Source organism: Pseudomonas sp. KH_024_B2 (genome assembly GCF_057839965.1).
The window spans coordinates 4977323-4999822 of sequence record NZ_CM174502.1 but is presented as its reverse complement, the minus strand read 5'-3'; the positions used below and the strand labels follow the sequence as shown (position 1 = coordinate 4999822).

General features: G+C 59.2%; 16 protein-coding genes, 1 tRNA gene and 1 pseudogene. 15 read left to right on the top strand and 3 right to left on the bottom strand.

The window, feature by feature from the left end:
• Position 1 precedes the first annotated feature (1 nt).
• The 7 genes from infB to AC3I0A_RS23165 all read left to right on the top strand — a co-directional run bounded on the left by infB (position 2) and on the right by AC3I0A_RS23165 (position 7511).
• Positions 2–2518, top strand: coding sequence for a translation initiation factor IF-2 (gene infB / locus AC3I0A_RS23195; RefSeq protein WP_489374911.1), 2517 nt, complete (start codon positions 2–4; stop codon positions 2516–2518).
• 159 nt (positions 2519–2677) lie between these two features.
• A complete protein-coding gene (gene rbfA / locus AC3I0A_RS23190; protein WP_489374910.1) occupies positions 2678–3079 on the top strand; it encodes a 30S ribosome-binding factor RbfA in 402 nt (133 codons plus the stop codon).
• 3 nt (positions 3080–3082) lie between these two features.
• Complete coding sequence (truB, locus tag AC3I0A_RS23185) at positions 3083–4000, top strand: tRNA pseudouridine(55) synthase TruB (RefSeq protein ID WP_489374909.1); 918 nt, start codon at positions 3083–3085, stop codon at positions 3998–4000.
• A 117-nt stretch (positions 4001–4117) separates the two neighbouring features.
• Entirely contained in the window at positions 4118–4387 is a 270-nt protein-coding gene (gene rpsO / locus AC3I0A_RS23180) for a 30S ribosomal protein S15 (protein ID WP_003176135.1), read from the top strand.
• Between the two features lie 198 nt (positions 4388–4585).
• A complete protein-coding gene (gene pnp, locus AC3I0A_RS23175; protein WP_489374908.1) occupies positions 4586–6691 on the top strand; it encodes a polyribonucleotide nucleotidyltransferase in 2106 nt (701 codons plus the stop codon).
• A 138-nt stretch (positions 6692–6829) separates the two neighbouring features.
• Positions 6830–6905: transfer RNA gene (locus tag AC3I0A_RS23170), tRNA-Thr, on the top strand.
• Between the two features lie 300 nt (positions 6906–7205).
• Entirely contained in the window at positions 7206–7511 is a 306-nt protein-coding gene (locus AC3I0A_RS23165) for a DUF6388 family protein (protein WP_489374907.1), read from the top strand.
• Between the two features lie 72 nt (positions 7512–7583).
• Here the strand turns inward: AC3I0A_RS23165 and nadC are convergent, their stop codons facing one another.
• Positions 7584–8432 (bottom strand): carboxylating nicotinate-nucleotide diphosphorylase, encoded by an 849-nt coding sequence (gene nadC, locus AC3I0A_RS23160; protein ID WP_489374906.1) that lies wholly within the window; start codon positions 8430–8432, stop codon positions 7584–7586.
• A gap of 268 nt (positions 8433–8700) precedes the next feature.
• On the opposite strand from nadC, the gene AC3I0A_RS23155 reads away from it, so the two are divergent.
• The 5 genes and pseudogenes from AC3I0A_RS23155 to AC3I0A_RS23135 all read left to right on the top strand — a co-directional run bounded on the left by AC3I0A_RS23155 (position 8701) and on the right by AC3I0A_RS23135 (position 14747).
• The gene (locus AC3I0A_RS23155) at positions 8701–10935 is read left to right on the top strand and encodes a DUF1631 domain-containing protein (RefSeq protein WP_489374905.1); all 2235 of its coding nucleotides are present in this window, start codon (positions 8701–8703) and stop codon (positions 10933–10935) included.
• A 62-nt stretch (positions 10936–10997) separates the two neighbouring features.
• A complete protein-coding gene (gene ampD / locus AC3I0A_RS23150; RefSeq protein WP_489374904.1) occupies positions 10998–11558 on the top strand; it encodes a 1,6-anhydro-N-acetylmuramyl-L-alanine amidase AmpD in 561 nt (186 codons plus the stop codon).
• Complete coding sequence (ampE, locus tag AC3I0A_RS23145; protein ID WP_489374903.1) at positions 11555–12391, top strand: regulatory signaling modulator protein AmpE; 837 nt, start codon at positions 11555–11557, stop codon at positions 12389–12391. The genes ampD and ampE overlap by 4 nt, the downstream gene beginning before the upstream one ends.
• Positions 12392–12749: 358 nt before the next feature.
• Positions 12750–13841 (top strand): annotated as a pseudogene (locus tag AC3I0A_RS23140) (methyl-accepting chemotaxis protein); the annotation flags it as partial.
• The gene (locus AC3I0A_RS23135) at positions 13818–14747 is read left to right on the top strand and encodes a methyl-accepting chemotaxis protein (protein WP_489378580.1); all 930 of its coding nucleotides are present in this window, start codon (positions 13818–13820) and stop codon (positions 14745–14747) included. The pseudogene AC3I0A_RS23140 and the gene AC3I0A_RS23135, both read left to right, overlap by 24 nt.
• Before the next feature lie 2 nt (positions 14748–14749).
• Here the strand turns inward: AC3I0A_RS23135 and AC3I0A_RS23130 are convergent, their stop codons facing one another.
• On the bottom strand, positions 14750–15541 hold the full coding sequence (locus AC3I0A_RS23130) for a TatD family hydrolase (RefSeq protein ID WP_489374902.1): 792 nt from the start codon (positions 15539–15541) through the stop codon (positions 14750–14752).
• Positions 15542–15543: 2 nt separating this feature from the next.
• Positions 15544–16539 carry a catabolite repressor/activator gene (gene cra, locus AC3I0A_RS23125; RefSeq protein ID WP_489374901.1) on the bottom strand — a complete coding sequence of 332 codons (996 nt, stop codon included), beginning with the start codon at positions 16537–16539 and terminating at the stop codon, positions 15544–15546.
• Positions 16540–16832: 293 nt separating this feature from the next.
• Here cra and ptsP point away from each other — a divergent pair, with 293 nt between their 5' ends.
• From ptsP to AC3I0A_RS23110, 3 genes are read left to right on the top strand one after another with little or no spacing between them, the layout of a single operon-like run.
• Positions 16833–19694, top strand: a complete 2862-nt coding sequence (gene ptsP, locus AC3I0A_RS23120; protein ID WP_489374900.1) for a phosphoenolpyruvate--protein phosphotransferase — start codon at positions 16833–16835, stop codon at positions 19692–19694.
• Entirely contained in the window at positions 19694–20635 is a 942-nt protein-coding gene (gene pfkB, locus AC3I0A_RS23115; protein ID WP_489374899.1) for a 1-phosphofructokinase, read from the top strand. The genes ptsP and pfkB overlap by 1 nt, the downstream gene beginning before the upstream one ends.
• An 11-nt stretch (positions 20636–20646) precedes the next feature.
• Positions 20647–22386 carry a PTS fructose-like transporter subunit IIB gene (locus tag AC3I0A_RS23110; protein ID WP_489374898.1) on the top strand — a complete coding sequence of 580 codons (1740 nt, stop codon included), beginning with the start codon at positions 20647–20649 and terminating at the stop codon, positions 22384–22386.
• The last annotated feature ends 114 nt before the right edge of the window (positions 22387–22500 follow it).

The window sequence follows — 22500 nt, the reverse complement described above, 5'->3', positions numbered from 1 at the left end:
CATGACGCAAGTCACGGTGAAACAACTGGCCGATGAGGTCAAAACACCGGTAGAGCGCCTGTTGCAGCAGATGCGTGAGGCAGGTCTGCCGCACACCGCCGCCGAGCAAGATGTGACCGACAGTGAGAAGCAGGCTCTGCTGACTCACTTGAAAAGCAGCCACAAGGCGAAAGTGGAAGAACCGCGCAAGATCACATTGCAGCGCAAAACCACCAGCACCCTGCGTGTTGCTGGCAGTAAAAGCATCAGCGTTGAAGTACGCAAGAAGAAAGTCTTCGTACAGCGCAGCCCGGAAGAAATCGAAGCCGAGCGCAAACGCGAACTGGAAGAACGTCGCGCAGTAGAAAATGCTGCTCGTCAGAAGGCTGAAGAAGAAGCCAAGCGTCGCGCCGAAGAAGAAGCGCGCCGCCAGCCTGCTGCTGCGCAATCGTCCGCAAATGACGCTGTTGTAGCGCCTGCTGCTGTCGCTGCACCTGTGCATGAAGCCGCCCCTGTAGTGGCTGTTGTACCGGCAGTTGACGCTCGCAAGCGTGATGAGCAACGTCGCCCGGACAAACCACGCAGTGATGACAGCAGTCGTCGCGGCGATGGCGAGCGCAAGAGCAATGCTCCGCATCGTGCAACCGTTAAAGAGAAGGCACCGGCTCCACGCGTTGCCCCTCGTACTACCGACGAAGAAAGCGATGGCTTCCGTCGTGGTGGTCGCGGCAAGGCCAAGCTGAAGAAACGCAACGCCCACGGTTTCCAGAGCCCAACCGGCCCAGTGATTCGTGACGTCCAGATCGGCGAGACCATCACTGTGGGCGATTTGGCCGCGCAGATGTCGGTCAAGGCTGCTGAAGTCATCAAGTTCATGTTCAAGATGGGCACTCCGGCGACCATCAACCAGGTACTCGATCAGGAAACTGCTCAGCTGGTAGCTGAAGAACTGGGCCACAAAGTGACCCTGGTCAGCGACACCGCCCTGGAAGACTCCCTGGCAGAATCGCTGAAGTTCGAAGGTGAGACGTTCTCCCGTGCGCCAGTCGTGACCGTAATGGGCCACGTTGACCATGGTAAAACTTCGCTGCTCGACTACATCCGTCGTGCCAAGGTAGCTGCTGGCGAAGCCGGTGGTATCACCCAGCACATCGGTGCTTACCACGTTGAAACCGAACGCGGCATGGTCACCTTCCTCGACACCCCTGGTCACGCTGCGTTTACTGCAATGCGTGCTCGTGGTGCCAAGGCGACCGACATCGTGATTCTGGTAGTTGCGGCGGACGACGGCGTGATGCCGCAGACCATCGAAGCTGTTCAGCATGCCAAGGCCGCCGGTGTTCCGCTGGTTGTGGCGGTGAACAAAATCGACAAGCCGGGTGCCGATCTCGATCGCATTCGTAGCGAACTGTCCGTCCACGGTGTTACGTCCGAAGAATGGGGTGGCGATACTCCGTTCGTTTCAGTCTCCGCGAAAATGGGTACTGGCGTTGACGACCTGCTGGAAGCAGTCCTGCTGCAAGCCGAGGTTCTCGAACTGATGGCAACCCCGTCCGCTCCTGGGCGTGGCGTTGTGGTTGAATCGCGTCTCGACAAGGGTCGTGGTCCGGTTGCAACCGTTCTGGTTTCTGACGGCACGCTGCGTCAAGGTGACATGGTCCTGGTCGGTTCGAACTTCGGCCGTATCCGGGCGATGCTTGACGAAAACGGCAAGCCGATCAAGGAAGCCGGTCCATCGATTCCAGTCGAGATTCTCGGTCTGGACGGTACGCCGGAAGCTGGTGACGAGCTGAGCGTAATGACTGACGAGAAGAAGGCGCGCGAAGTTGCCCTGTTCCGTCAAGGCAAGTTCCGCGAAGTCAAACTGGCTCGTGCTCACGCTGGCAAGCTGGAAAACATCTTCGAGAACATGGGCCAGGAAGAGAAGAAGACGCTTAACATCGTCCTCAAATCCGACGTCCGTGGTTCGCTGGAAGCTCTGCAGGGCGCCCTCGGCGGCCTGGGTAACGATGAAGTGCAAGTGCGCGTAGTCGGTGGCGGTGTCGGTGGTATCACCGAGAGCGACGCCAACCTGGCACTGGCCTCCAACGCTGTACTGTTCGGCTTCAACGTGCGTGCCGATGCCGGCGCTCGCAAGATTGTCGAGCAGGAAGGTCTGGATATGCGTTACTACAACGTGATCTACGACATCATCGAAGACGTCAAGAAAGCCCTTACCGGCATGCTTGGCAGCGACGTTCGGGAGAACATCCTGGGTATCGCTGAAGTCCGCGACGTGTTCCGTTCGCCGAAGTTCGGTGCGATCGCCGGCTGTATGGTTCTGGAAGGTGTGGTTCACCGCAACCGTCCGATCCGTGTACTGCGCGAAGACATCGTTATTTTCGAAGGCGAGCTCGAATCCCTGCGCCGCTTCAAGGACGATATGTCCGAAGTGCGTGCCGGCATGGAATGCGGTATCGGCGTCAAGAGCTACAACGACGTCAAGGCCGGTGACAAGATCGAAGTCTTCGAGAAGGTCCAGGTTGCTCGCAGCCTCTAAGTCGCGAGCTTCAAGAGCCATGATGGGTCATTGCATGCAAATGCGCTGCGCTCACACGGGACTCTAAACGCAACGCCCGGTCCGGCTTCTGCCAGGCCGGGCGTTTGCCGCTTTCAGACCACACGGGTTTCACCGTGGGTCAGTGACAGGTAACAATACATGGCAAAAGAATATAGCCGTACCCAACGTATCGGCGATCAGATGCAGCGCGAGCTGGCACAACTGATCCGTCGTGAAGTCAAAGATCCGCGCGTCGGTCTGGTCACCATTACCGCTGTTGAAGTCAGCCGTGACGTCGGTCACGCCAAGATCTTCATCACCGTGATGGGCCAGGACAGTGCTGAAGAGATCGCCCAGAGCATCAAGGTGCTCAACTCGGCCGCCGGTTTCCTGCGTATGCAGCTGGCCCGCGAGATGAAGTTGCGCAGCGTTCCACAGTTGCACTTCCACTATGACGAAAGCGTCGTGCGTGGTGCCCATCTTTCGGCGTTGATCGAACGCGCCGTGGCTGAGGACAACCAGCACCCGGTAGCCGCTGATCTAGAAGACGCCAAGGAGTAATCGGTGGCTCAGGTCAAACGTATCCGTCGTAACGTCAGCGGCATCATCCTGCTCGACAAGCCGTTGGGGTTCACCTCCAACGCAGCGCTGCAAAAAGTCCGCTGGTTGCTCAATGCCGAGAAGGCCGGGCACACCGGCAGTCTCGATCCGCTGGCCACCGGCGTGCTGCCGTTGTGCTTCGGCGAGGCCACCAAGTTCTCGCAATACCTGCTCGATTCCGACAAGGCTTATGAAACCCTGGCGCAACTGGGCAAGACCACCACCACGGCGGATGCCGAAGGTGAAGTTTTGCAGGAACGCCCGGTGACCGTTGGTCGCGCCGATATCGAAGCTGTGCTGCCGAATTTTCGTGGCCAAATCAGTCAGATACCACCGATGTACTCGGCTCTCAAGCGTGATGGCCAGCCGCTTTACAAGCTGGCCCGTGCAGGTGAAGTGGTGGAGCGCGAACCGCGTTCTGTTACTATTGCGCGCTTGGAATTGCTAGCGTTCGAGGGCGATACTGCCCGGCTTGCAGTGGATTGCAGCAAAGGCACCTATATCCGGACCCTTGTGGAGGATATCGGTGAGCAACTCGGCTGTGGCGCTTACGTTGCTGAACTGCGACGGACCCAGGCCGGGCCTTTCACGCTGGCCCAGACGGTCACGCTGGAAGAGCTGGAAGCGGTACATGCCGAAGGCGGCAACGAGGCGGTTGATCGCTTCCTGATGCCATCGGACAGCGGCCTGCTGGATTGGCCACTGTTGCAGTTCTCGGAGCACAGCTCGTTCTACTGGCTTAACGGCCAACCGGTACGGGCCCCGGATGCACCGAAGTTCGGCATGGTACGGGTACAGGATCACAACGGTCGCTTCATCGGTATCGGTGAAGTGAGCGAAGACGGGCGCATCGCGCCGCGTCGACTGATTCGGTCAGAATGACCGGACGAGGGTGGCTGTTAACAGGCACGGTCACTACTCATTTTTAGATACAGGGATTTGTCCCTGGCCTGTTGAAACTGTTTTTCTGAAACAGTTTCCTGATAAAAGGATTGCCTCATGGCTCTCGACGTTCAAGAAAAAGCTCAAATCGTAGCTGACTACCAGCAAGCTGTTGGTGACACTGGTTCGCCAGAAGTGCAAGTTGCACTGCTGACCCACAACATCAACAAACTGCAAGGTCACTTCAAGGCCAACGGTAAAGATCACCACTCCCGTCGTGGTCTGATCCGCATGGTAAACCAGCGTCGTAAGCTGCTGGACTACCTGAAAGGCAAGGATCTGGGCCGTTACCAGGCTCTGATCGGTCGCTTGGGTCTGCGTCGCTAATAAGCGATTGCGCTAGAGGTTGGTTGTCTGTCGTACGTCAGTGGGTTCCCCGCTGGTGTATGGCAGGCTCCCAGCCTCAAGTTTTATCTGGATACCTGCTTTACCCTGGACAATCACAGTCGGGCCGATTCCCGGCGTTGCCCAAGAATTTCGCAAGAAGACAAGTTCCCCAAGAGCCACAAAAGAAGGTAGGACACCGTGAACCCGGTAATCAAAAAATTCCAGTTCGGTCAGTCGACCGTTACCCTCGAGACTGGCCGTATCGCCCGTCAGGCCTCCGGCGCAGTATTGGTCACCGTTGACGACGACGTCAGCGTATTGGTGACCGTAGTCGGTGCCAAACAAGCCGATCCAGGCAAGGGCTTCTTCCCGCTGTCCGTTCACTACCAGGAAAAGACTTACGCTGCCGGTAAGATCCCTGGCGGTTTCTTCAAGCGCGAAGGCCGTCCTTCCGAGAAAGAAACCCTGACTTCCCGACTGATCGACCGTCCGATCCGTCCGCTGTTCCCTGAAGGCTTCATGAACGAAGTGCAGGTTGTCTGCACCGTCGTTTCCACCAGCAAGAAAACCGATCCGGACATCGCTGCGATGATCGGTACTTCGGCTGCGCTGGCCATCTCCGGCATTCCTTTCGATGGCCCGATCGGCGCTGCCCGCGTTGCGTTCCACGAAAGCACCGGCTACCTGCTGAACCCGACTTACGAGCAACTCAAGGCTTCGAGCCTGGACATGGTTGTTGCCGGTACTTCGGAAGCGGTATTGATGGTTGAATCGGAAGCCAAAGAGCTGACCGAAGACCAGATGCTGGGCGCCGTACTGTTCGCCCACGACGAATTCCAGGTCGTTATCCAGGCTGTCAAGGAACTGGCCGCTGAAGCCGCCAAACCAACCTGGGACTGGCAGCCAAAGCCGGAAGCCACCGCTCTGCTGGGCGCCATCCGCTTCGAGTTCGGCGACGCGATTTCCCAGGCTTACACCATCACCGTCAAGCACGAGCGTTATGCACGTCTGGGCGAGTTGCGTGACCAGATCGTTGCCAAGCTGTCGGGCGAGGAAGGTCAGCCTTCTTCGAGCGATGTCAAAGCTGCCTTCGGCGAAATCGAATACCGCACCGTTCGCGAAAACATCGTTAACGGCAAGCCGCGTATCGATGGCCGTGACACCCGCACCGTACGTCCGCTGAACATCGAAGTCGGCGTTCTGCCAAAGACTCACGGTTCGGCACTGTTCACCCGTGGCGAAACCCAGGCCCTGGTTGTTGCCACTCTGGGTACTGCCCGTGACGCACAGCTGCTGGACACCCTGGAAGGCGAGAAAAAAGACCCGTTCATGCTGCACTACAACTTCCCTCCGTTCTCGGTGGGCGAGTGTGGTCGCATGGGTGGCGCTGGTCGCCGCGAAATCGGTCACGGCCGTCTGGCTCGTCGTTCGGTTCAGGCCATGCTGCCTGCTGCTGACGTGTTCCCGTACACCATCCGTGTCGTATCGGAAATCACCGAGTCCAACGGTTCCAGCTCCATGGCTTCGGTCTGCGGCGCTTCCCTGGCGCTGATGGACGCTGGTGTGCCGATGAAGGCGCCAGTTGCCGGTATCGCCATGGGTCTGGTTAAAGAAGGCGAGAAGTTCGCCGTCCTGACCGACATCCTGGGTGACGAAGACCACCTGGGCGACATGGACTTCAAAGTAGCCGGTACCGCCAAAGGTGTGACCGCGCTGCAGATGGACATCAAGATCAAAGGCATCACCGAAGAAATCATGGAAATCGCTCTGGGCCAAGCCCTGGAAGCGCGCCTGAATATCCTCGGCCAGATGAACCAGATCATTGCTCAGTCGCGTACCGAACTGTCGGAAAACGCTCCGACCATGATCGCGATGAAAATCGACACCGACAAAATCCGTGATGTCATCGGTAAAGGCGGCGCGACCATTCGTGCGATCTGTGAAGAGACCAAGGCTTCGATCGACATCGAAGACGACGGCTCGATCAAGATCTTCGGCGAAACCAAGGAAGCGGCTGAAGCTGCTCGTCAGCGCGTTCTGGGTATCACCGCTGAAGCCGAGATCGGCAAGATCTACGTCGGTAAGGTTGAGCGCATCGTCGACTTCGGTGCCTTCGTCAACATCCTGCCGGGCAAGGACGGTCTGGTTCACATCTCCATGCTGAGCGATGCTCGCGTCGAGAAAGTGACCGACATTCTGAAAGAAGGCCAGGAAGTGGAAGTGCTGGTACTGGACGTGGACAACCGCGGCCGTATCAAGCTGTCCATCAAAGACGTAGCAGCAGCCAAGGCTTCGGGCGTTTAAACACTCCCCACGCCTGACCGCTTCAACGTTGTAAAAATGCCCCGCAGTGAACGCTGCGGGGCATTTTTTTGCCTGCGAAAAATTGAAACGCTTCGTGAAGTTGCCGGACCCCGAAGCCAGTGCTAGGTTTAGCCCATCGCCCGTGTAGCTCAGCCGGTAGAGCAGCGCACTCGTAACGCGAAGGTCGCAGGTTCGATTCCTGTCTCGGGCACCATTCTCTTCTTCATTTCACCTTTGTGCTCAGGTCCTCGACGGACATGTTCCTGAAGGCTGCACAAAATGGCAGGAGGCGGTGATGACGTCCGGTTTTTTATGGATTTGATGCAACGATCCATATAAATCCTGAAGCAAAGGTCCTATATTCGAATCTAGTGAATGCACCACCCCGTTGTTTTCAGATGATCCCGAATGGTTCTGAAGGCCAGACAAACCGGGCTTCAAACGGTTTTTTTGCGTCAGAGAGATCCTTGATGATCCAGATCCATCTTCCATTCCCCAGATCAGCGAGAACGCCATGACCGTTAAAGAATTGACCCAAGAAGCCAGACACGAAGAAGCCCTGAAAAAATACGTGCTGGATGCGCCCCAGTTGCTGGAAGAGATCAAGGACTTGCCCGCCGACGATCAGAGAGACCAGATCCAGTGGGCGTTCGAGGATGAGGCAGAAGCTCAGGGCTTGCAGCCGTGGGAGCTGACGCTCAAGTACACCACAAGCCCCGAAGAGTTCGAGGCCGCGCGCCTGGCACTGCACAAGGAGGCGGCCGAGGTATTGGGCGTCGAGTGGGAAGAGTACTGCGAGATGAATAATCTGGTGGTCTGATAGCTTTTGATAAAAAAAATGCCAGCCTTTATGAGGCTGGCGTTTTTTTATACGGGACTATCAAAGGCGATATCAGAGACTCAGACGCATCGACAGGTCCACCGCCTTCACATCCTTGGTCATTGCACCAATCGAAATGTAATCCACCCCGGTTTGTGCAATCGGCAGCAAGGTGCTTTCGTTGATCCCGCCACTTGCCTCGAGTTTGGCCTTGCCAGCGTTAAGGCGCACAGCTTCGCGCATGTCGTCCTGGCTGAGTTCGTCGAGCATGATGATGTCGGCACCGGCAGCCAGCGCCTCTTTCAATTCCTCAAGACTTTCCACCTCTACCTCCACCGGTTTGCCCGGGGCGATTCTGTGCGCAGCGGTGATTGCCTGAGCAATGCCACCACAGGCAGCGATATGGTTTTCCTTGATAAGGAAGGCGTCATACAGGCCGATGCGATGGTTGTGGCAGCCACCGCAGGTGACAGCATACTTCTGCGCCAGTCGCAGGCCAGGCAGCGTTTTGCGCGTATCCAGCAGTTTTACCTGAGTGTCCGCGACCTGGTCGGCGTAGTACTGCGCGCGAGTGGCGATTCCAGACAGCAATTGCAGGAAATTCAGGGCACAGCGTTCGCCGCTGAGCAGCGAGCGAGCAGGGCCTTCGAGATTGAACAGTACCTGATCAGGGCTGACGCGCTCGCCGTCACGCACTTGCCAGTGCACCGCAACTCGCGGGTCCAGTTGCCGAAATACCGAATCGACCCAGGCGGTGCCGCTGATGACGGCCGCATCGCGAGTGATGATGGTGGCTTTGGCCAGGCGTTCAGCCGGGATCAGTTGTGCGGTGATGTCGCCGCTGCCGATGTCTTCAAGCAACGCACGGCGCACGTTGGCTTCGATTTCGGCGGTCAGGTCGGCGAGGCGTAGATTCGGCATAACGGGCTCCACAAACAAAGTGGCCCGATTATAGGGCCATGCAGCGAGCTAACCCAAGACGACAAACACCCGCGCTTTGCTCTCAGGCATGCATTTGGTCGCGTCAGCTGAGCCGTCAGGCCTGTGGGAAGGTCTGTGTTCGAGGGGCTGTTTCAAAATGAAGTGCAGGGTCTGCTAGTACAAGTGACACCTTTTACAAGATAATCTGCCTTGCAATTGACGTCATGGCTTTGACGTTACTGAAGAATGACCGTTTCAGGAGGCCTGGATGCACAATGACGGGAACGTAGTGCCTTTGCACAAGGCGGCTACTGATCAGGCGAGCCATTCGCCGCTCGCCCGCCTGCCTGCCATTCTGCTTCAGGTTCGCGACAAGGCCGCACAGCAGCTCAGGCATGGCTTGCAGGAATTGTTCGATAACGCCGATGACACCTTGTTCGAGATGGCTGACAGGGCTCAGAACAATGTCGATCAGAACACTTTCTTCGAAGCCATGCGCGACTTGCGGCTCAAGCGCAAAAGCATCGAGCGCGTCTTTCTCGAGAAACTCTTCGAGGGCTTTGTCAGCCTCGCTCAGTACGACATCGCGCAAATGTCGTTTCCCCAGTCGGTGATTTGCGATCCATCGGTGCAGATCCCCAGCGACGAGCTGGAAAGAGCCGTAGCGCTGGAGGCAATGGTCGCCAAGGCGCTCAGTCGTGACGGCTTTGCTCTGGGCCAATTGACCGCACGCTTGGGTGTGCTGCTCGGCAAGCAGCTTGACGATCAGCACAACCCGATGGGGCCGGCCATGCTCTGCGAGTATTTCCTCGAGGCCGGGCGCAATCTGGGCGTGGAGATCAGGGTCAAGCTGATCATTCTCAAGCTGTTCGAGAAGTATGTTCTGAGCGATGGCGACCAACTCTATGCCGAAGCCAATCAACTGTTGATCGCCACCGGTGTGCTCCCCGAGCTCAAACCTGCGCCCGCCCGCCGGGCTTGCGACCGGGCAGTCGTCAGCACCGGTACCGCGCAAACCGACCCCGGTACGGCCAGGTCCGGCAGCGCGCAGATCGACGAGAGCGTGCAGGAAGTCTTCGCGGCCTTGCAGGAGCTGCTTTTCCACGTCAGGGGCAGTGTTGCACCGATCCTCGAAGCCAGTGCGCAGACTCAGCCTGTTTCGACCCGGGATCTGCTGCGTCTGCTCTCGCATCTGCAGCAGTACGTACCTGGGCCCAGCGCTCAGGATGATTTCGATCTGCGTAATCAGCTTGAGCAATTGCTGACCCGAGTCAGCGTCAAAAGCGGCAAGTCCAGGGTCGTCGGCGTGGCTGACGAGGATGTGATCAACCTGATTGCGATGCTCTTCGAGTTCATCCTCGATGATCACAATTTACCCGATTCGCTCAAGGCCCTGATCGGGCGCTTGCAGATCCCGATGCTGAAAGTCGCGGTGCTCGACAAGAGCTTTTTCAGCCGCGCCAGTCATCCGGCCCGGCGTCTGCTCAACGAAATTGCCGCCGCTGCTTTGGGCTGGGGCGAATGTGATGACCACCAGCGCGACAGCCTGTACCTGCGCATCGAACAGGTCGTACAGCGACTGTTGAATGACTTTGTCGACGACCCGGCGATCTTCTCTGAACTATTGGCCGATTTTCTGGCGTTCACCAATGACGAGCGCCGTCGCAGCGAACTGCTGGAGCAGCGTACGCGTGACGCCGAAGAGGGACGCGCCAGGACGCACCTGGCCCGCCAGTATGTCGAGCAAGCGCTGAATCAGCGGCTATTGGGCAAGGTTTTGCCGCAAGTCGTCGTAGGCTTTTTGCAGGAGGCCTGGAGCACGGTGTTGTTGCTGACTTGTCTCAAGCACGGCGAACAGTCTGTCGAGTGGCAGACCGGCTTGCAGACCATGGATGACTTGATCTGGAGCGTTCAACGCCACGAAGACGCAGACGCCGGCCTGCATTTGCTCAGCTTGGTGCCGGGGCTGCTCAAGGCGCTGCGTGAAGGCTTGAGTAGCGCGGCATTCGATCCTTTTGCCACCCGTGAGTTTTTCAGTCAGCTGGAAGCGTTGCACCTCCAGGTATTTCGGCATCTCGCGGCTCAGGAGCTCGAGCAGAGCATGGCCATTGCGGGCAATGATGACTTGCCGACGATGGTTGAGGTGGTCCAGAAAATTGTCCTGAGGACCGCCGATGAAGGGCTCGTCGAGATGCCCCCTGTACGTCTGGCTGCAGATGACGCGGGCCTGCTTCAGGTCAATCAGCTGCGTCCGGGGTGCTGGGTCGAATTTCAGGAAGACGAAGAAAACACGCTGCGTTGCAAACTGGCAGCGATCATCCAGCCATCCGGCAAGTACATATTCGTCAACCGTACCGGCATGAAGGTGCTGGAGCGAACCCGTACCTCGCTGGCATTGGAATTCCGCTCCGGGGCCGTTCGCAAACTCGATGACACCTTGCTGTTTGATCGGGCGCTGGAGTCGGTTATCGGTAATCTACGCCAACTCAATCGCGGCAAGTGATCGCAACCTGAGTGCCGATCGCGGCATACTGGGCCATCGAAGTCGTTGCGCAAGGAACCTGTATGCAGTTGGACCCCGCTAGCGGTTGGTGTGAAGGCGTTCGTCATTGCCCGTCACCAAACTTCAATGCGCGCCCCACGGGTGAGATTTCCCTGCTGGTGATCCACAACATCAGTTTGCCGCCGGCGCAGTTTGCGACGGGTAAAGTGCAGGAGTTCTTTCAGAATCGTCTGGATGTCACGGAGCATCCCTATTTTGCAGGGATAGCCGACCTTCGCGTATCTGCACATTTTTTGATCGAGCGTGACGGCGCGATCACTCAGTTTGTCTCCTGTCTTGAGCGTGCCTGGCACGCGGGGGTCTCCCGCTTCGATGGGCGGGAAGGCTGTAATGATTTTTCCTTGGGCATTGAATTGGAAGGCACAGATGAGCTGCCGTTCACCGATGCTCAATATCAGGCGTTGATTGCCTTGACCCGGCAATTGCAGGAGGCCTTCACTGCGATCACTGCGCAACGTATCTGTGGTCATAGTGATATTGCACCCGGGCGCAAGACCGATCCAGGGCCTGCGTTCGACTGGGCACGTTTTCGCGGGGCTCTGGGAAAAGGGGAAGGACAATGAGTTTTCTGGTGTTACTGCTGGCGGTCTGGATCGAGAAATTCTCGGCCTTGCGTCATCGGGTCCAGCGCGACAGTGGATGGTTGCGCGAGTTGGCCAAACTTGAGGGCAGTCCACGATTTGTGAATCGACCCTGGCGGGTGCTGGCGTTGCTGATTTTGTTCCCGGTGGCAGTGCTGGGATTATTGCTGGTGGTGCTGGAGCCGGTGGCCTACGGTCTGTTGGCCTTTCCGATTCATCTGCTGGTGGTGATTTACAGTCTGGGGCGCGGTGATTTGTTGGCAGGTTTAGGGCCGTTTCGCGATGCCTGGCGTCGTGAAGACCTGCAGGCCGCCACTCATGTTGCCAAGCGTGACCTGGATATTGGCGCTGACAGTGGCGAACAGTTGCTTGAACGGGTTCAAGGACACTTGCTGTGGGAGGCCTATCAGAGCTTCTTTGCGGTGATTTTCTGGTACTTCCTGCTCGGTCCGGTCGCGGCGTTGAGCTATCGCCTGCTGGCATTGGCCGCGGAACACGGGAAAAACCCGGCGCTGGTCGAGCGCGCCGCGCAACTGCGGCATGCCTTCGACTGGTTGCCGGTGCGGCTGTTGGCCGCAAGCTTTGCGCTGGTCGGCAACTTTGTAGCGGTCAGCCGGGTGATGTTGCATGAGTTGCTCAACTGGAACATCAGCGCCGCGCAATTGGTGGAAAAAGTCGGCCTGGTGGCCGGCGAGATCCCGGCGCCGATGGTCGGTGCTGATGGCATTACCAGTCTGGACCGGTTGTGGGAGCTTCTGCTCCGGGCAGCGGTGCTCTGGTATGCGTGTTTTGCGCTGTGGACGGTGTTGCCCTGAGAGCCGAGGGGGCTTGCCCTTAACGCGGTAAGTTAAGGAAATGAGGTCTCTATGTGGGAGCGAGCTTGCTCGCGATGGTCTCAAGGGCGACGCGTTTATTCAGAAAACACGCGTTATCGTTAACGACCATCGCGAGCAAGCTCGCTCCCACAGGGGGGCCAGCGTTTCGCTTAACTTACTGGAATCTCCCCGCTCACAAGACCGCGGTTAACTTTAAGTTACAAAACCTCCCTTCGATTTGAGCTATACAGACGTAGCGCCGAATAGTGGCTATCTGCTGTCTTCGCGTGCCTGCCGATAACAATAAAAGAAAGGGAGACTTCCAGTGAAGAGCTTGCTCTATCCCGCCGTCGCGCTGATGAACCGCCTGAGCTTCGGCATGAAGTTCAGCCTGATCAGTGTTCTGTTTTTCCTGCCGATGCTGGTGACCAATTTCTATCTGGTTCGCGACTCCTATCGCGAATTCCAGGGCACTCGGGTCGAATTGCAAAGCCTTGACCTGCTAGGCAGCAGCCTGACGCTTCGTCGCGATCTGGAAACCCTGAACAACCTGGTGCAGATCAACGTGACCCTTGGTCAATCCGGCAAAGCAGGGGATCTCGAGTCGAAGATCAGCTCCCTTGAACAGAGCGTCCTGGCGCGTATGCAGGGGCTGGAGGCGGTGACTATCGACCCCGAGCAGATCAGCGTTTTCGATGGCAAACGCGATGAAATGATTAGCGCTTTCAAGGCTCAGCAAGCCGAAAACTCTTTGCAAAGCAAAAGCGCGTTGATCGGCAAGTTACTCGGCAGTGCGCAAATTTTCAGTCAGATCGTCGCCAGCCAATCCGGCTTGAGCCGCGACAATCAAAGTGACATGCGTCAGTTGAGTGAACTGATCACCAGTGTCACCCCGCAAGTCACGCAGATCCTCGGCGAAGGTCGGGCCATAGGCAGCTATTCGCTGGGTCAAGGTTTCCTCAATTCGTCTTCGAGCACGCGCTTCGATGAGCTATTACAGCAGATTGAAAAGCTCCAGGCCGAGTACGGCTTGAAGTTGCAGGATGCATTGGGCTCAAGCAAAGCGGCTCACGACACTCTGGATCAATTGGCCAGTGCCAGCGCAAGCACGCTCAAACAAGGCAGCGAGCTGTTTGAAGAACAGGTGGTGATGGCGGACACCCTCGATGCGCCCTGGCAGGCTTTTTACGATCAGGTCAGTGGATTGATGGCGCAAACCTACGAATTGAACGAGGCCACGCTGAAATTTCTGGGTGTGGAGCTGCAGCAGCGTCTGGAACAGAATCGCACGCACATGGTGTTGTTGGTGGTTGCGCTGGCGGCGGTGTTCTGGTTGATCGTTTACCTCTACGGCGGTTTCTATGCCTCGACCCGCACCACCCTCAAGCGCCTGGGAGAGGTGATGGACAAGGTGGCGGCGGGGGACATGACCGTGTCCTTCACCGCCCAAAGTCGCGATGAGTTGGGTGAGCTGGGCAATGTGTTCAACGGCACCGTGGCGAAGATCCATGACTTGATCGAACTGGTGGGCAAGACCGTCAGTGAAGTCGAGCGTCAGGCCGGTCAGGTGCAATCGGTATCGGCTCAGAGCAATCAGGCGGTGGCCGGTCAGCGCAGCCAGATCGAACAGGTTGCCACCGCGATGAATCAGATGTCGGCGACTGCCCAGGAAGTGGCCCGCAGCGCGGCAGCGGCGGTCAGCAGTGCCCACAGCGTCAACGATGAAACCATCAGTGGACGTGGCCTGGTGGAGTCGCAACAGGGCAGCATTGCCCAGTTGGCCAGCGAGATCGACCAGTCGGTGTTGGTGATCAATCAATTGGCCAGTGACAGCCAGTCCATCAGCCGTGTACTCGAAGTGATCAAAAGCATTGCCGAGCAGACCAACCTGTTGGCGCTCAACGCGGCCATCGAGGCCGCGCGTGCTGGTGAGCAGGGACGCGGTTTTGCGGTGGTGGCCGACGAGGTCCGCACGCTGGCCAAGCGCACCCAGCAATCGACTGAAGAAATCGAGCAGATGATTGCCAAGCTGCACAGCGGTGTAAGCGCGGCGGTGAAAGCCATGGGTGTCAGCCATCAGATGGCCAGTGGCACGGTCAGTCAATCGGAAAAGGTTCAGCAGGCGCTGGAAAACATCCTCGCTGCAGTAGGGATGATCGTCGATCAGAACCAGCAAATCGCTGCGGCTGTCGAGCAGCAAACCGCGGTGGCCCACGATATCGATCAAAACATCGTCGAGATCAACCGCGCGGGTGAACGTACAGCCGAAGGCGCACACCAGACCGAAGATGCCAGCCGTCAGCTCTCCGCACAGGTGGTGCAGCTCAAGCAATTGATCAGTGCATTCCGGGTTTGAAGTCAGCTCGGCCCAGCAGGCCAGTTGAACAACTCACAGGCATTGGCAGTGCTGGCCGCAGCCAGTTGCTGCGGGCTGATCGCCATGATTTCGGCCAGCGCGGAGCAAATCGCCGGCAGGTGTTGCGGGCTGTTGCGTTGACCGGGATACATGGCGGGCGCCATATCCGGCGAATCGGTTTCCAGCACCACGGCATCCAGCGGTAAGCCTTTGAGGACTTTGTGCATGCGCAGCGCTTGCGGCCAGGTCGCGGCACCGCCCAGGCCAAGTTTGAAACCGAGTTTGATGTATTCGCGGGCCTCTTCCTGACTGCCGGCGAAGGCGTGGATGATGCCGCTACGTTTGAGTCGAAAGCGTTTCAGCGTGGCGATCACCGCAGCATGGCTACGACGGACATGCAGCAGCGCCGGTAACTGAAAGTCCGCCGCCAGTTGCAACTGCGCTTCAAACAGCGCTTGTTGCCGCTCGCGGTCGAGATGTTCGAGAAAGTAATCCAGACCGAACTCGCCCACCGCACACAGCTGCCGATGACCGGCCAGACGCGTCAGCCAGTCAGCCAGTTCTGTCAGGTCAGCGGGGCGATGCTCGTCGAGATAGACCGGGTGCAGGCCGAATGCGGCGTACAGGTCCGGGTCGCTTTGCACCAGATCCCATACCCGCTGCCAATTTCGCTGATAAACCCCCAGCACCACCATTCGCCGCACTCCGAGGGCGCGGCTGTCAGCCAGCAGCGCCTGACGATCGTCGTCGAAATCCGGAAAATCCAGATGGGTGTGGCTGTCGATCAGCTCCACGTTCACGCCTCGTGAATGCGCTGCTTGAAGGTCCGCGCGATGGCCTGTACGCCTGGTTGGTAATGTTGTTCTTCAATCGCCGCCAACGCCAGTTGCAGGGCCTTGTCCGCAATCAGCTGATGTTGCTGGGCCATGGCGTTCACCGGCAGCGGCAGGAAGTCCAGTAATTGCGTATCGCCAAAGGTGCCGAGACGCAGCGGTCGGGATTTCAGCGGGAAGTCATGCAGGGCATCGAACACGCCCTGAAGCAGCACGTAGGATGTGGTGATCAGCGCATCCGGCAGATGGCCGAGGCGTTGTAGCAACTCCTCCATCAACTGCCGTCCGCAGTCGCGGCTGAAGGCTTCGCCGTGCTCGATCAGGATCTCGCCTTCGAACCCGGCCAGGGCCTGCTTGAAGCCTGCGGCACGCTCCTGGCTGATGCTCAACTCGGGCCGCGCACCGATCAGCGCAATCTGCTGCGGTACGGGCTGCAACAGGCTGCGGGTGAGTTGCAGGCTGGCTTCTCGATCATCGCTGATCACCGAACAGAAGTGCTCAGGCTCCATCACCCGGTCGATGGCGATGATCGGCAAGCCTTTGGCCTGCAACTGGCGATAGCTGTCATCATCGGGCGGCAGGCAACTGGCGACGAACAGCGCATCGCAACGCCGGGCACGGAACAGTTGCAGCAACTGCCGTTCGCTGTCCGGCGCATCGTCGGAGCTGGCGATCAATAATTGATAGCCGCGTGCCCGAGCACCTTGTTCCAGGAGTTTGGCGGTCCGCGCGTAGCTGGGGTTTTCCAGATCCGGGAGGATGAAACCCAATGTGCGCGTATGCCGGCTGCGCAGCCCGGCCGCTTGTGGGTTAGGCGTGAAGCCATGTTGTTCGACCACCGCCTGCACACGTTCGACGGTGCTGCGACTGATCCGCTGTTGTTCGGCCTTGCCGTTGATGACATAGCTGGCGGTGGTGACAGACACACCGGCCAGTTGGGCGATATCACTGAGTTTCAACCCGGTATTTCCTTGTTGTTTGGAGCGTGCCCCGACACTTTGTCCAATCGTAACCGATCTAGGCAGGCGACCATTGTCGTAAACGCGACCGACAGGAGGGCTTCAAGGATGAGCGATAATCGAGTAACGTGCCAAGCATTCTAGATTAAACGTTTCAGCAGGCGTATTTTCAGGACTATGAGCGAATTGGGCCGGTGCTGCCGAAAAGCCGCCCAAGGCTGTTCTGACGATAAACCTAAGCTGATTCATTCAAAACAATACCTAGCGCTACCTTGCGCTAAATAGGAGAAAGCATGCTCGAGCTCACCATAGAGCAGATATCCATGGGCCAGTCAGCTGTGGATAAGTCCGCGGCACTGCACTTGCTCGCCGAAAATCTGGTCGCTGATGGCCTGGTCGAAGAGGGTTACCTCAGCGGCTTGCAGGCGCGGGAAGCGCAGGGCTCGACCTTTCTCGGTCAAGGTATTGCAATCCCCCATGGCACCCCTGAAACCCGCGATAAGGTGTTCACCACCGGCGTGCGCCTGCTGCAGTTCCCCGAAGGGGTGGACTGGGGCGATGGTCAGATCGTCTATCTGGCGATCGGCATAGCCGCTAAATCCGATGAACACTTGCACCTGCTGCAATTGCTCACCCGCGCCCTCGGTGAAACCGATCTGGGCCAGGCCCTGCGCCGCGCCAGTTCCGCCGAAGCCTTGCTGAAGCTGTTGCAAGGTGCGCCGCAAGAGCTGGCACTGGATGCGCAGATGATTGGTCTGGGCGTGTCCGCCGATGATTTCGAAGAACTGGTTTGGCGTGGCGCGCGTTTGCTGCGTCAGGCCGACTGCGTCAGCAACGGGTTTTCCGCGGTATTGCAGCAGGTTGAAGCACTGCCGCTGGGCGATGGCCTGTGGTGGTTGCACAGCGAACAGACGGTCAAGCGCCCGGGCCTGGCCTTCGTCACGCCGGACAAGCCGATCCGTTACCTCGGCCAACCGCTGAGCGGTCTGTTCTGTCTGGCCAGCCTGGGGGAAGCCCATCAGGCCTTGCTCGAACGCCTCTGTGCGTTGCTGATTGAAGGTCGCGGCCATGAATTGGGTCGCGCCACCAGCAGCCGCGCGGTCCTGGAAGTGCTCGGCGGCGAACTGCCGGCCGACTGGCCAAACGCCCGAATCGCCCTGGCCAACGCCCACGGTTTGCATGCCCGCCCGGCGAAGATTCTGGCGCAACTGGCGAAAAGTTTTGAAGGCGAGATTCGCGTGCGGATCGTCGACGGTCAGGACACTGCGGTGTCGGTGAAGAGCCTGAGCAAGTTGCTCAGCCTCGGCGCCCATCGTGGCCAGGTGCTGGAGTTTATCGCTGAACCGAGCATCGCTGCCGATGCTTTGCCCGCGTTGCTGGCGGCCATCGAAGAAGGGCTTGGCGAAGAAGTCGAGCCGTTGCCGGCGGTCAGCGCACCCTGTGAAATCGTCGCTGAAGTGGAGCCGGTGCTGGTGGTCCCGGCCTCGGGCAGTCTGATTCAGGCGATTGCCGCCGCGCCCGGAATTGCCATCGGTCCGGCGCACATTCATGTACTGCAGCCGATCGATTACCCGTTGCGTGGTGAATCCGCCGCCATCGAACGTGAGCGTCTGAAACAGGCGCTGGCCGATGTCCGTGGTGACATCGAAGGGCTGATTCAGCGCAGCAAGGCCAAGGCCATCCGCGAGATTTTCATTACCCACCAGGAAATGCTCGACGATCCGGAGCTGACCGACGAAGTCGACACTCGTCTCAAGCAAGGTGAAAGCGCCGAGGCTGCATGGATGGCGGTGGTCGAGGCCGCGGCCAAACAACAGGAATCGCTGCATGATGCGCTGCTGGCCGAGCGTGCGGCGGACTTGCGGGATGTCGGTCGCCGGGTGCTGGCGCAGTTGTGTGGCGTCGAAACCCTGGTCGAACCTGAGCAACCGTACATTCTGGTGATGGATGAGGTCGGCCCGTCGGACGTGGCGCGTCTCGATCCAGTACGGGTTGCCGGGATTCTTACCGCCCGTGGTGGCGCCACCGCCCACAGTGCGATTGTCGCGCGGGCCCTGGGCATCCCAGCGCTGGTCGGTGCAGGCGCTGCGGTATTGCTGCTGGCGCCGGGTACGCCGCTGTTGCTCGATGGTCAGCGCGGTCGCCTGCATGTGGACGCCGATGCCGCAACCTTGCGACGCGCCACTGAAGAACGCGACACCCGCGAGCAACGTCTGCAAGCTGCTGCGGCCCGGCGTCACGAACCGGCGCTGACCAGCGATGGCCACGCCGTCGAAGTATTTGCCAATATCGGTGAAAGCGCAGGTGTCGTCAGCGCAGTGGAGCAGGGCGCCGAAGGCATCGGCCTGTTGCGCACCGAACTGATTTTCATGGCCCACACGCAAGCGCCGGATGAGGCGACCCAGGAAACCGAATACCGTCGCGTGCTCGATGGTTTGGCCGGCCGTCCGTTGGTGGTGCGCACGCTGGATGTCGGCGGCGACAAACCGTTGCCTTACTGGCCGATCGCCAAGGAAGAAAACCCGTTCCTCGGTGTTCGCGGCATTCGTTTGACCCTGCAACGTCCAAAGATCATGGAGGCCCAGTTGCGCGCCTTGCTGCGTGCTGCCGACAACCGGCCGCTGCGGATCATGTTCCCGATGGTCGGCAGCGTCGATGAATGGCGTCAGGCTCGGGACATGACCGAACGCCTGCGTCTGGAAATTCCGGTGGCCGACCTGCAACTGGGGATCATGATCGAAGTGCCGTCGGCGGCGCTGCTTGCGCCGGTGCTGGCCAAGGAAGTCGACTTCTTCAGCGTCGGCACCAACGACCTGACCCAATACACCCTGGCCATCGACCGCGGCCATCCGACCTTGTCGGCTCAGGCCGATGGCTTGCATCCAGCGGTCTTGCAACTGATCGACATCACCGTGCGCGCGGCCCATGCCCATGGCAAATGGGTCGGCGTCTGCGGAGAACTGGCGGCTGATCCGTTGGCGGTCCCGGTGCTGGTGGGGCTTGGCGTGGATGAATTGAGCGTCTCGGCGCGCAGCATTGCCGAGGTCAAGGCGCGGGTTCGCGAACTCAACCTCAGCCAGGCAAAAATCCTCGCTCAGCAGGCCTTGGCCGTGGGCAGCGCCAATGAAGTACGCGCTTTAGTGGAGGCATTGTAATGGCAAGCATTCTTACCCTGACCCTGAACCCGGCACTGGACCTGACCGTCCAGTTGACACGCCTGGAGCCGGGCCAGGTCAACCGCAGCGATGAGATGCACACCCACGCTGCCGGCAAGGGCGTGAACGTGGCGCAGGTTCTGGCGGATCTCGGCCATCAGCTGACCGTCAGTGGTTTCCTCGGCGAAGACAATCCGCAGGCCTTCGAAACGCTGTTTGCCCGGCGCGGTTTTGTCGATGCGTTCATTCGTGTGCCGGGGGAAACCCGCAGCAATATCAAACTGGCGGAAAGCGATGGGCGAATCACGGACCTGAACGGACCGGGCCCGCTGGTCAGCGAAGCCGCGCAACAAGCGCTGCTCGATCGTCTCGATCAGATCGCCGCCGGGCATGACGCGGTGGTGGTCGCCGGTAGTCTGCCGCGCGGTGTCAGCCCGCAGTGGTTTCAAGCATTGCTGATCCGTCTGAAAGACCTCGGCTTGAAAGTCGCCCTGGACACCAGCGGCGAAGCCTTGCGGGCAGGACTCGCGGCGGGTCCATGGTTGATCAAACCCAACACCGAAGAACTCGCCGAAGCGCTGGATAGCCCGGAGGTGTCGGTGGTTGCACAAGCCGAAGCGGCGAACCGGTTAAGGGCCCAAGGCGTCGAGCATGTGGTGATTTCCCACGGTGCCGACGGGGTGAACTGGTTTGGCGTCGGTTGTGCCTTGCATGCACAGCCACCGAAGGTCAGCGTCGCCAGTACCGTCGGTGCCGGCGATTCATTGTTGGCGGGGATGCTGCACGGATTGCTCAGTGCTCATACCCCTGAACAGACCTTGCGCACAGCCACCGCAATTGCCGCCATGGCCGTGACCCAGATCGGTTTCGGAATCAGTGATGCCGCGCAACTGGCGCAGCTCGAGCAGGGTGTGCGTGTTCACCCCCTGACAGAACAATAAGAGGGTTTGTAATGAAATTAGCCATTGTTACAGCCTGCCCGAACGGCATGGTCACCAGCGTACTCTGCGCGCGCTTGCTCGATGCGGCGGCGCAACGCCAGGGTTGGAGCACCAGTGTCGAAGTGCATGATGCTGCTCATCCGGAACGTCAGTTGTCGGCCGCAACGATCGAAGCCGCCGAGTGGGTGCTGGTGGTCAGCAGCACGCCTGTGGATATGTTGCGTTTTGTCGGCAAGCGAGTGTTTCAGAGCACGCCGGCTCAGGCGCTGCAAGACGTCGAAGCGGTGCTGCGACGCGGTGCCGAAGAGGCGCAGATCTATGTCGCGCCCAAAGTGGTTGCCGCACCTGTCGCCGTCAGCAAAAGCGCGCCACGACTGGTTGCCGTGACCGCTTGCCCGACCGGCGTCGCCCACACCTTTATGGCGGCTGAAGCCTTGCAGCAAGCGGCCAAGCGTCTGGGCTATGACCTGCAAGTGGAAACCCAGGGCTCGGTCGGTGCGCGCACTCCCTTGAGCGCCGCGGCGATTGCCGACGCCGATGTGGTATTGCTGGCGGCGGATATCGAAGTCGCTACCGAGCGGTTTGCCGGCAAGAAGATTTACCGCTGCGGCACCGGTATCGCCTTGAAACAGGCCGAAGCCACGCTGAACAAAGCGCTGGCCGAAGGCCGGCAGGAAAGCGCTTCGACCGGCGCCAAAGGCCCGGCCAGGCAAGAGAAGACTGGCGCCTACAAACACCTGCTGACTGGTGTTTCGTACATGTTGCCGATGGTGGTGGCCGGTGGTTTGATGATTGCCTTGTCGTTCGTCTTCGGCATCACCGCGTTCAAAGAACCAGGGACCCTGGCCGCGGCGCTGATGCAGATCGGTGGCGAGAGCGCGTTCAAACTGATGGTGCCCTTGCTCGCCGGCTACATTGCCTATTCGATCGCCGACCGTCCGGGTCTGGCGCCGGGGATGATTGGTGGCTTGTTGGCCAGCACTCTGGGGGCGGGCTTTATCGGCGGGATCATTGCCGGTTTCATCGCCGGTTACGCTGCGCAGGCGATCAATCGTTATGCACGCTTGCCGCAAAGTCTCGAAGCGTTGAAGCCGATCCTGATCATCCCGTTGCTGGCGAGCCTGTTCACGGGGCTGGTGATGATCTACGTGGTGGGTAAACCGGTCGCCGGGATGCTCGAAGCCCTGACGCACTTCCTCGACAGCATGGGCACCACCAACGCGATTCTGCTCGGAGTGTTGCTTGGTGGCATGATGTGCGTCGACCTCGGCGGGCCGATCAATAAAGCTTCCTATGCGTTCTCGGTGGGGCTGCTGGCATCGCAAAGTTATGCGCCGATGGCCGCGACCATGGCTGCCGGTATGGTGCCGCCGATTGGTATGGGCATCGCCACCTTCCTCGCCCGTCGCAAGTTTGCCCAGAGCGAGCGTGAAGCTGGCAAAGCAGCATTCGTGCTCGGCTTGTGCTTTATCTCCGAAGGAGCGATTCCGTTTGCCGCCAAGGATCCGTTGCGAGTGATTCCGGCAAGCATCGCCGGCGGTGCGTTGACCGGTGCGCTGTCGATGTACTTCGGCTGCAAACTGATGGCGCCACACGGCGGGTTGTTCGTGATGCTGATTCCGAATGCGATCAACCATGCGTTGCTGTATCTGTTGGCGATCGTTGCCGGGAGTTTGTTGACGGCGGTCACGTATGCGCTGATCAAGCGGTCTGAGGTGGTTGAATTGGCGCTGGAGCCGGTCAAGGCGTAGGAGCGAGCGGTGCGGCGATCCGACTTGCCCGCGATGAACGATAATGCGGTGCTCCGGCTAGACCGCGTTGACCTTATCGCGGGCAAGCCACGCTCCTACAGGCGTCGTCTGTCA

Excerpts from the sequence above, each read along its gene's own strand:
- infB (WP_489374911.1), top strand. The coding sequence starts at position 2 with ATGACGCAAGTCACGGTGAAACAACTGGCCGATGAGGTCAAAACACCG.
- rbfA (WP_489374910.1), top strand. The coding sequence starts at position 2,678 with ATGGCAAAAGAATATAGCCGTACCCAACGTATCGGCGATCAGATGCAG.
- rpsO (WP_003176135.1), top strand. The coding sequence starts at position 4,118 with ATGGCTCTCGACGTTCAAGAAAAAGCTCAAATCGTAGCTGACTACCAG.
- AC3I0A_RS23165 (WP_489374907.1), top strand. The coding sequence starts at position 7,206 with ATGACCGTTAAAGAATTGACCCAAGAAGCCAGACACGAAGAAGCCCTG.
- nadC (WP_489374906.1), bottom strand. The coding sequence starts at position 8,432 with ATGCCGAATCTACGCCTCGCCGACCTGACCGCCGAAATCGAAGCCAAC.
- AC3I0A_RS23155 (WP_489374905.1), top strand. The coding sequence starts at position 8,701 with ATGCACAATGACGGGAACGTAGTGCCTTTGCACAAGGCGGCTACTGAT.
- ampD (WP_489374904.1), top strand. The coding sequence starts at position 10,998 with ATGCAGTTGGACCCCGCTAGCGGTTGGTGTGAAGGCGTTCGTCATTGC.
- ampE (WP_489374903.1), top strand. The coding sequence starts at position 11,555 with ATGAGTTTTCTGGTGTTACTGCTGGCGGTCTGGATCGAGAAATTCTCG.
- AC3I0A_RS23135 (WP_489378580.1), top strand. The coding sequence starts at position 13,818 with ATGACCGTGTCCTTCACCGCCCAAAGTCGCGATGAGTTGGGTGAGCTG.
- ptsP (WP_489374900.1), top strand. The coding sequence starts at position 16,833 with ATGCTCGAGCTCACCATAGAGCAGATATCCATGGGCCAGTCAGCTGTG.
- pfkB (WP_489374899.1), top strand. The coding sequence starts at position 19,694 with ATGGCAAGCATTCTTACCCTGACCCTGAACCCGGCACTGGACCTGACC.
- AC3I0A_RS23110 (WP_489374898.1), top strand. The coding sequence starts at position 20,647 with ATGAAATTAGCCATTGTTACAGCCTGCCCGAACGGCATGGTCACCAGC.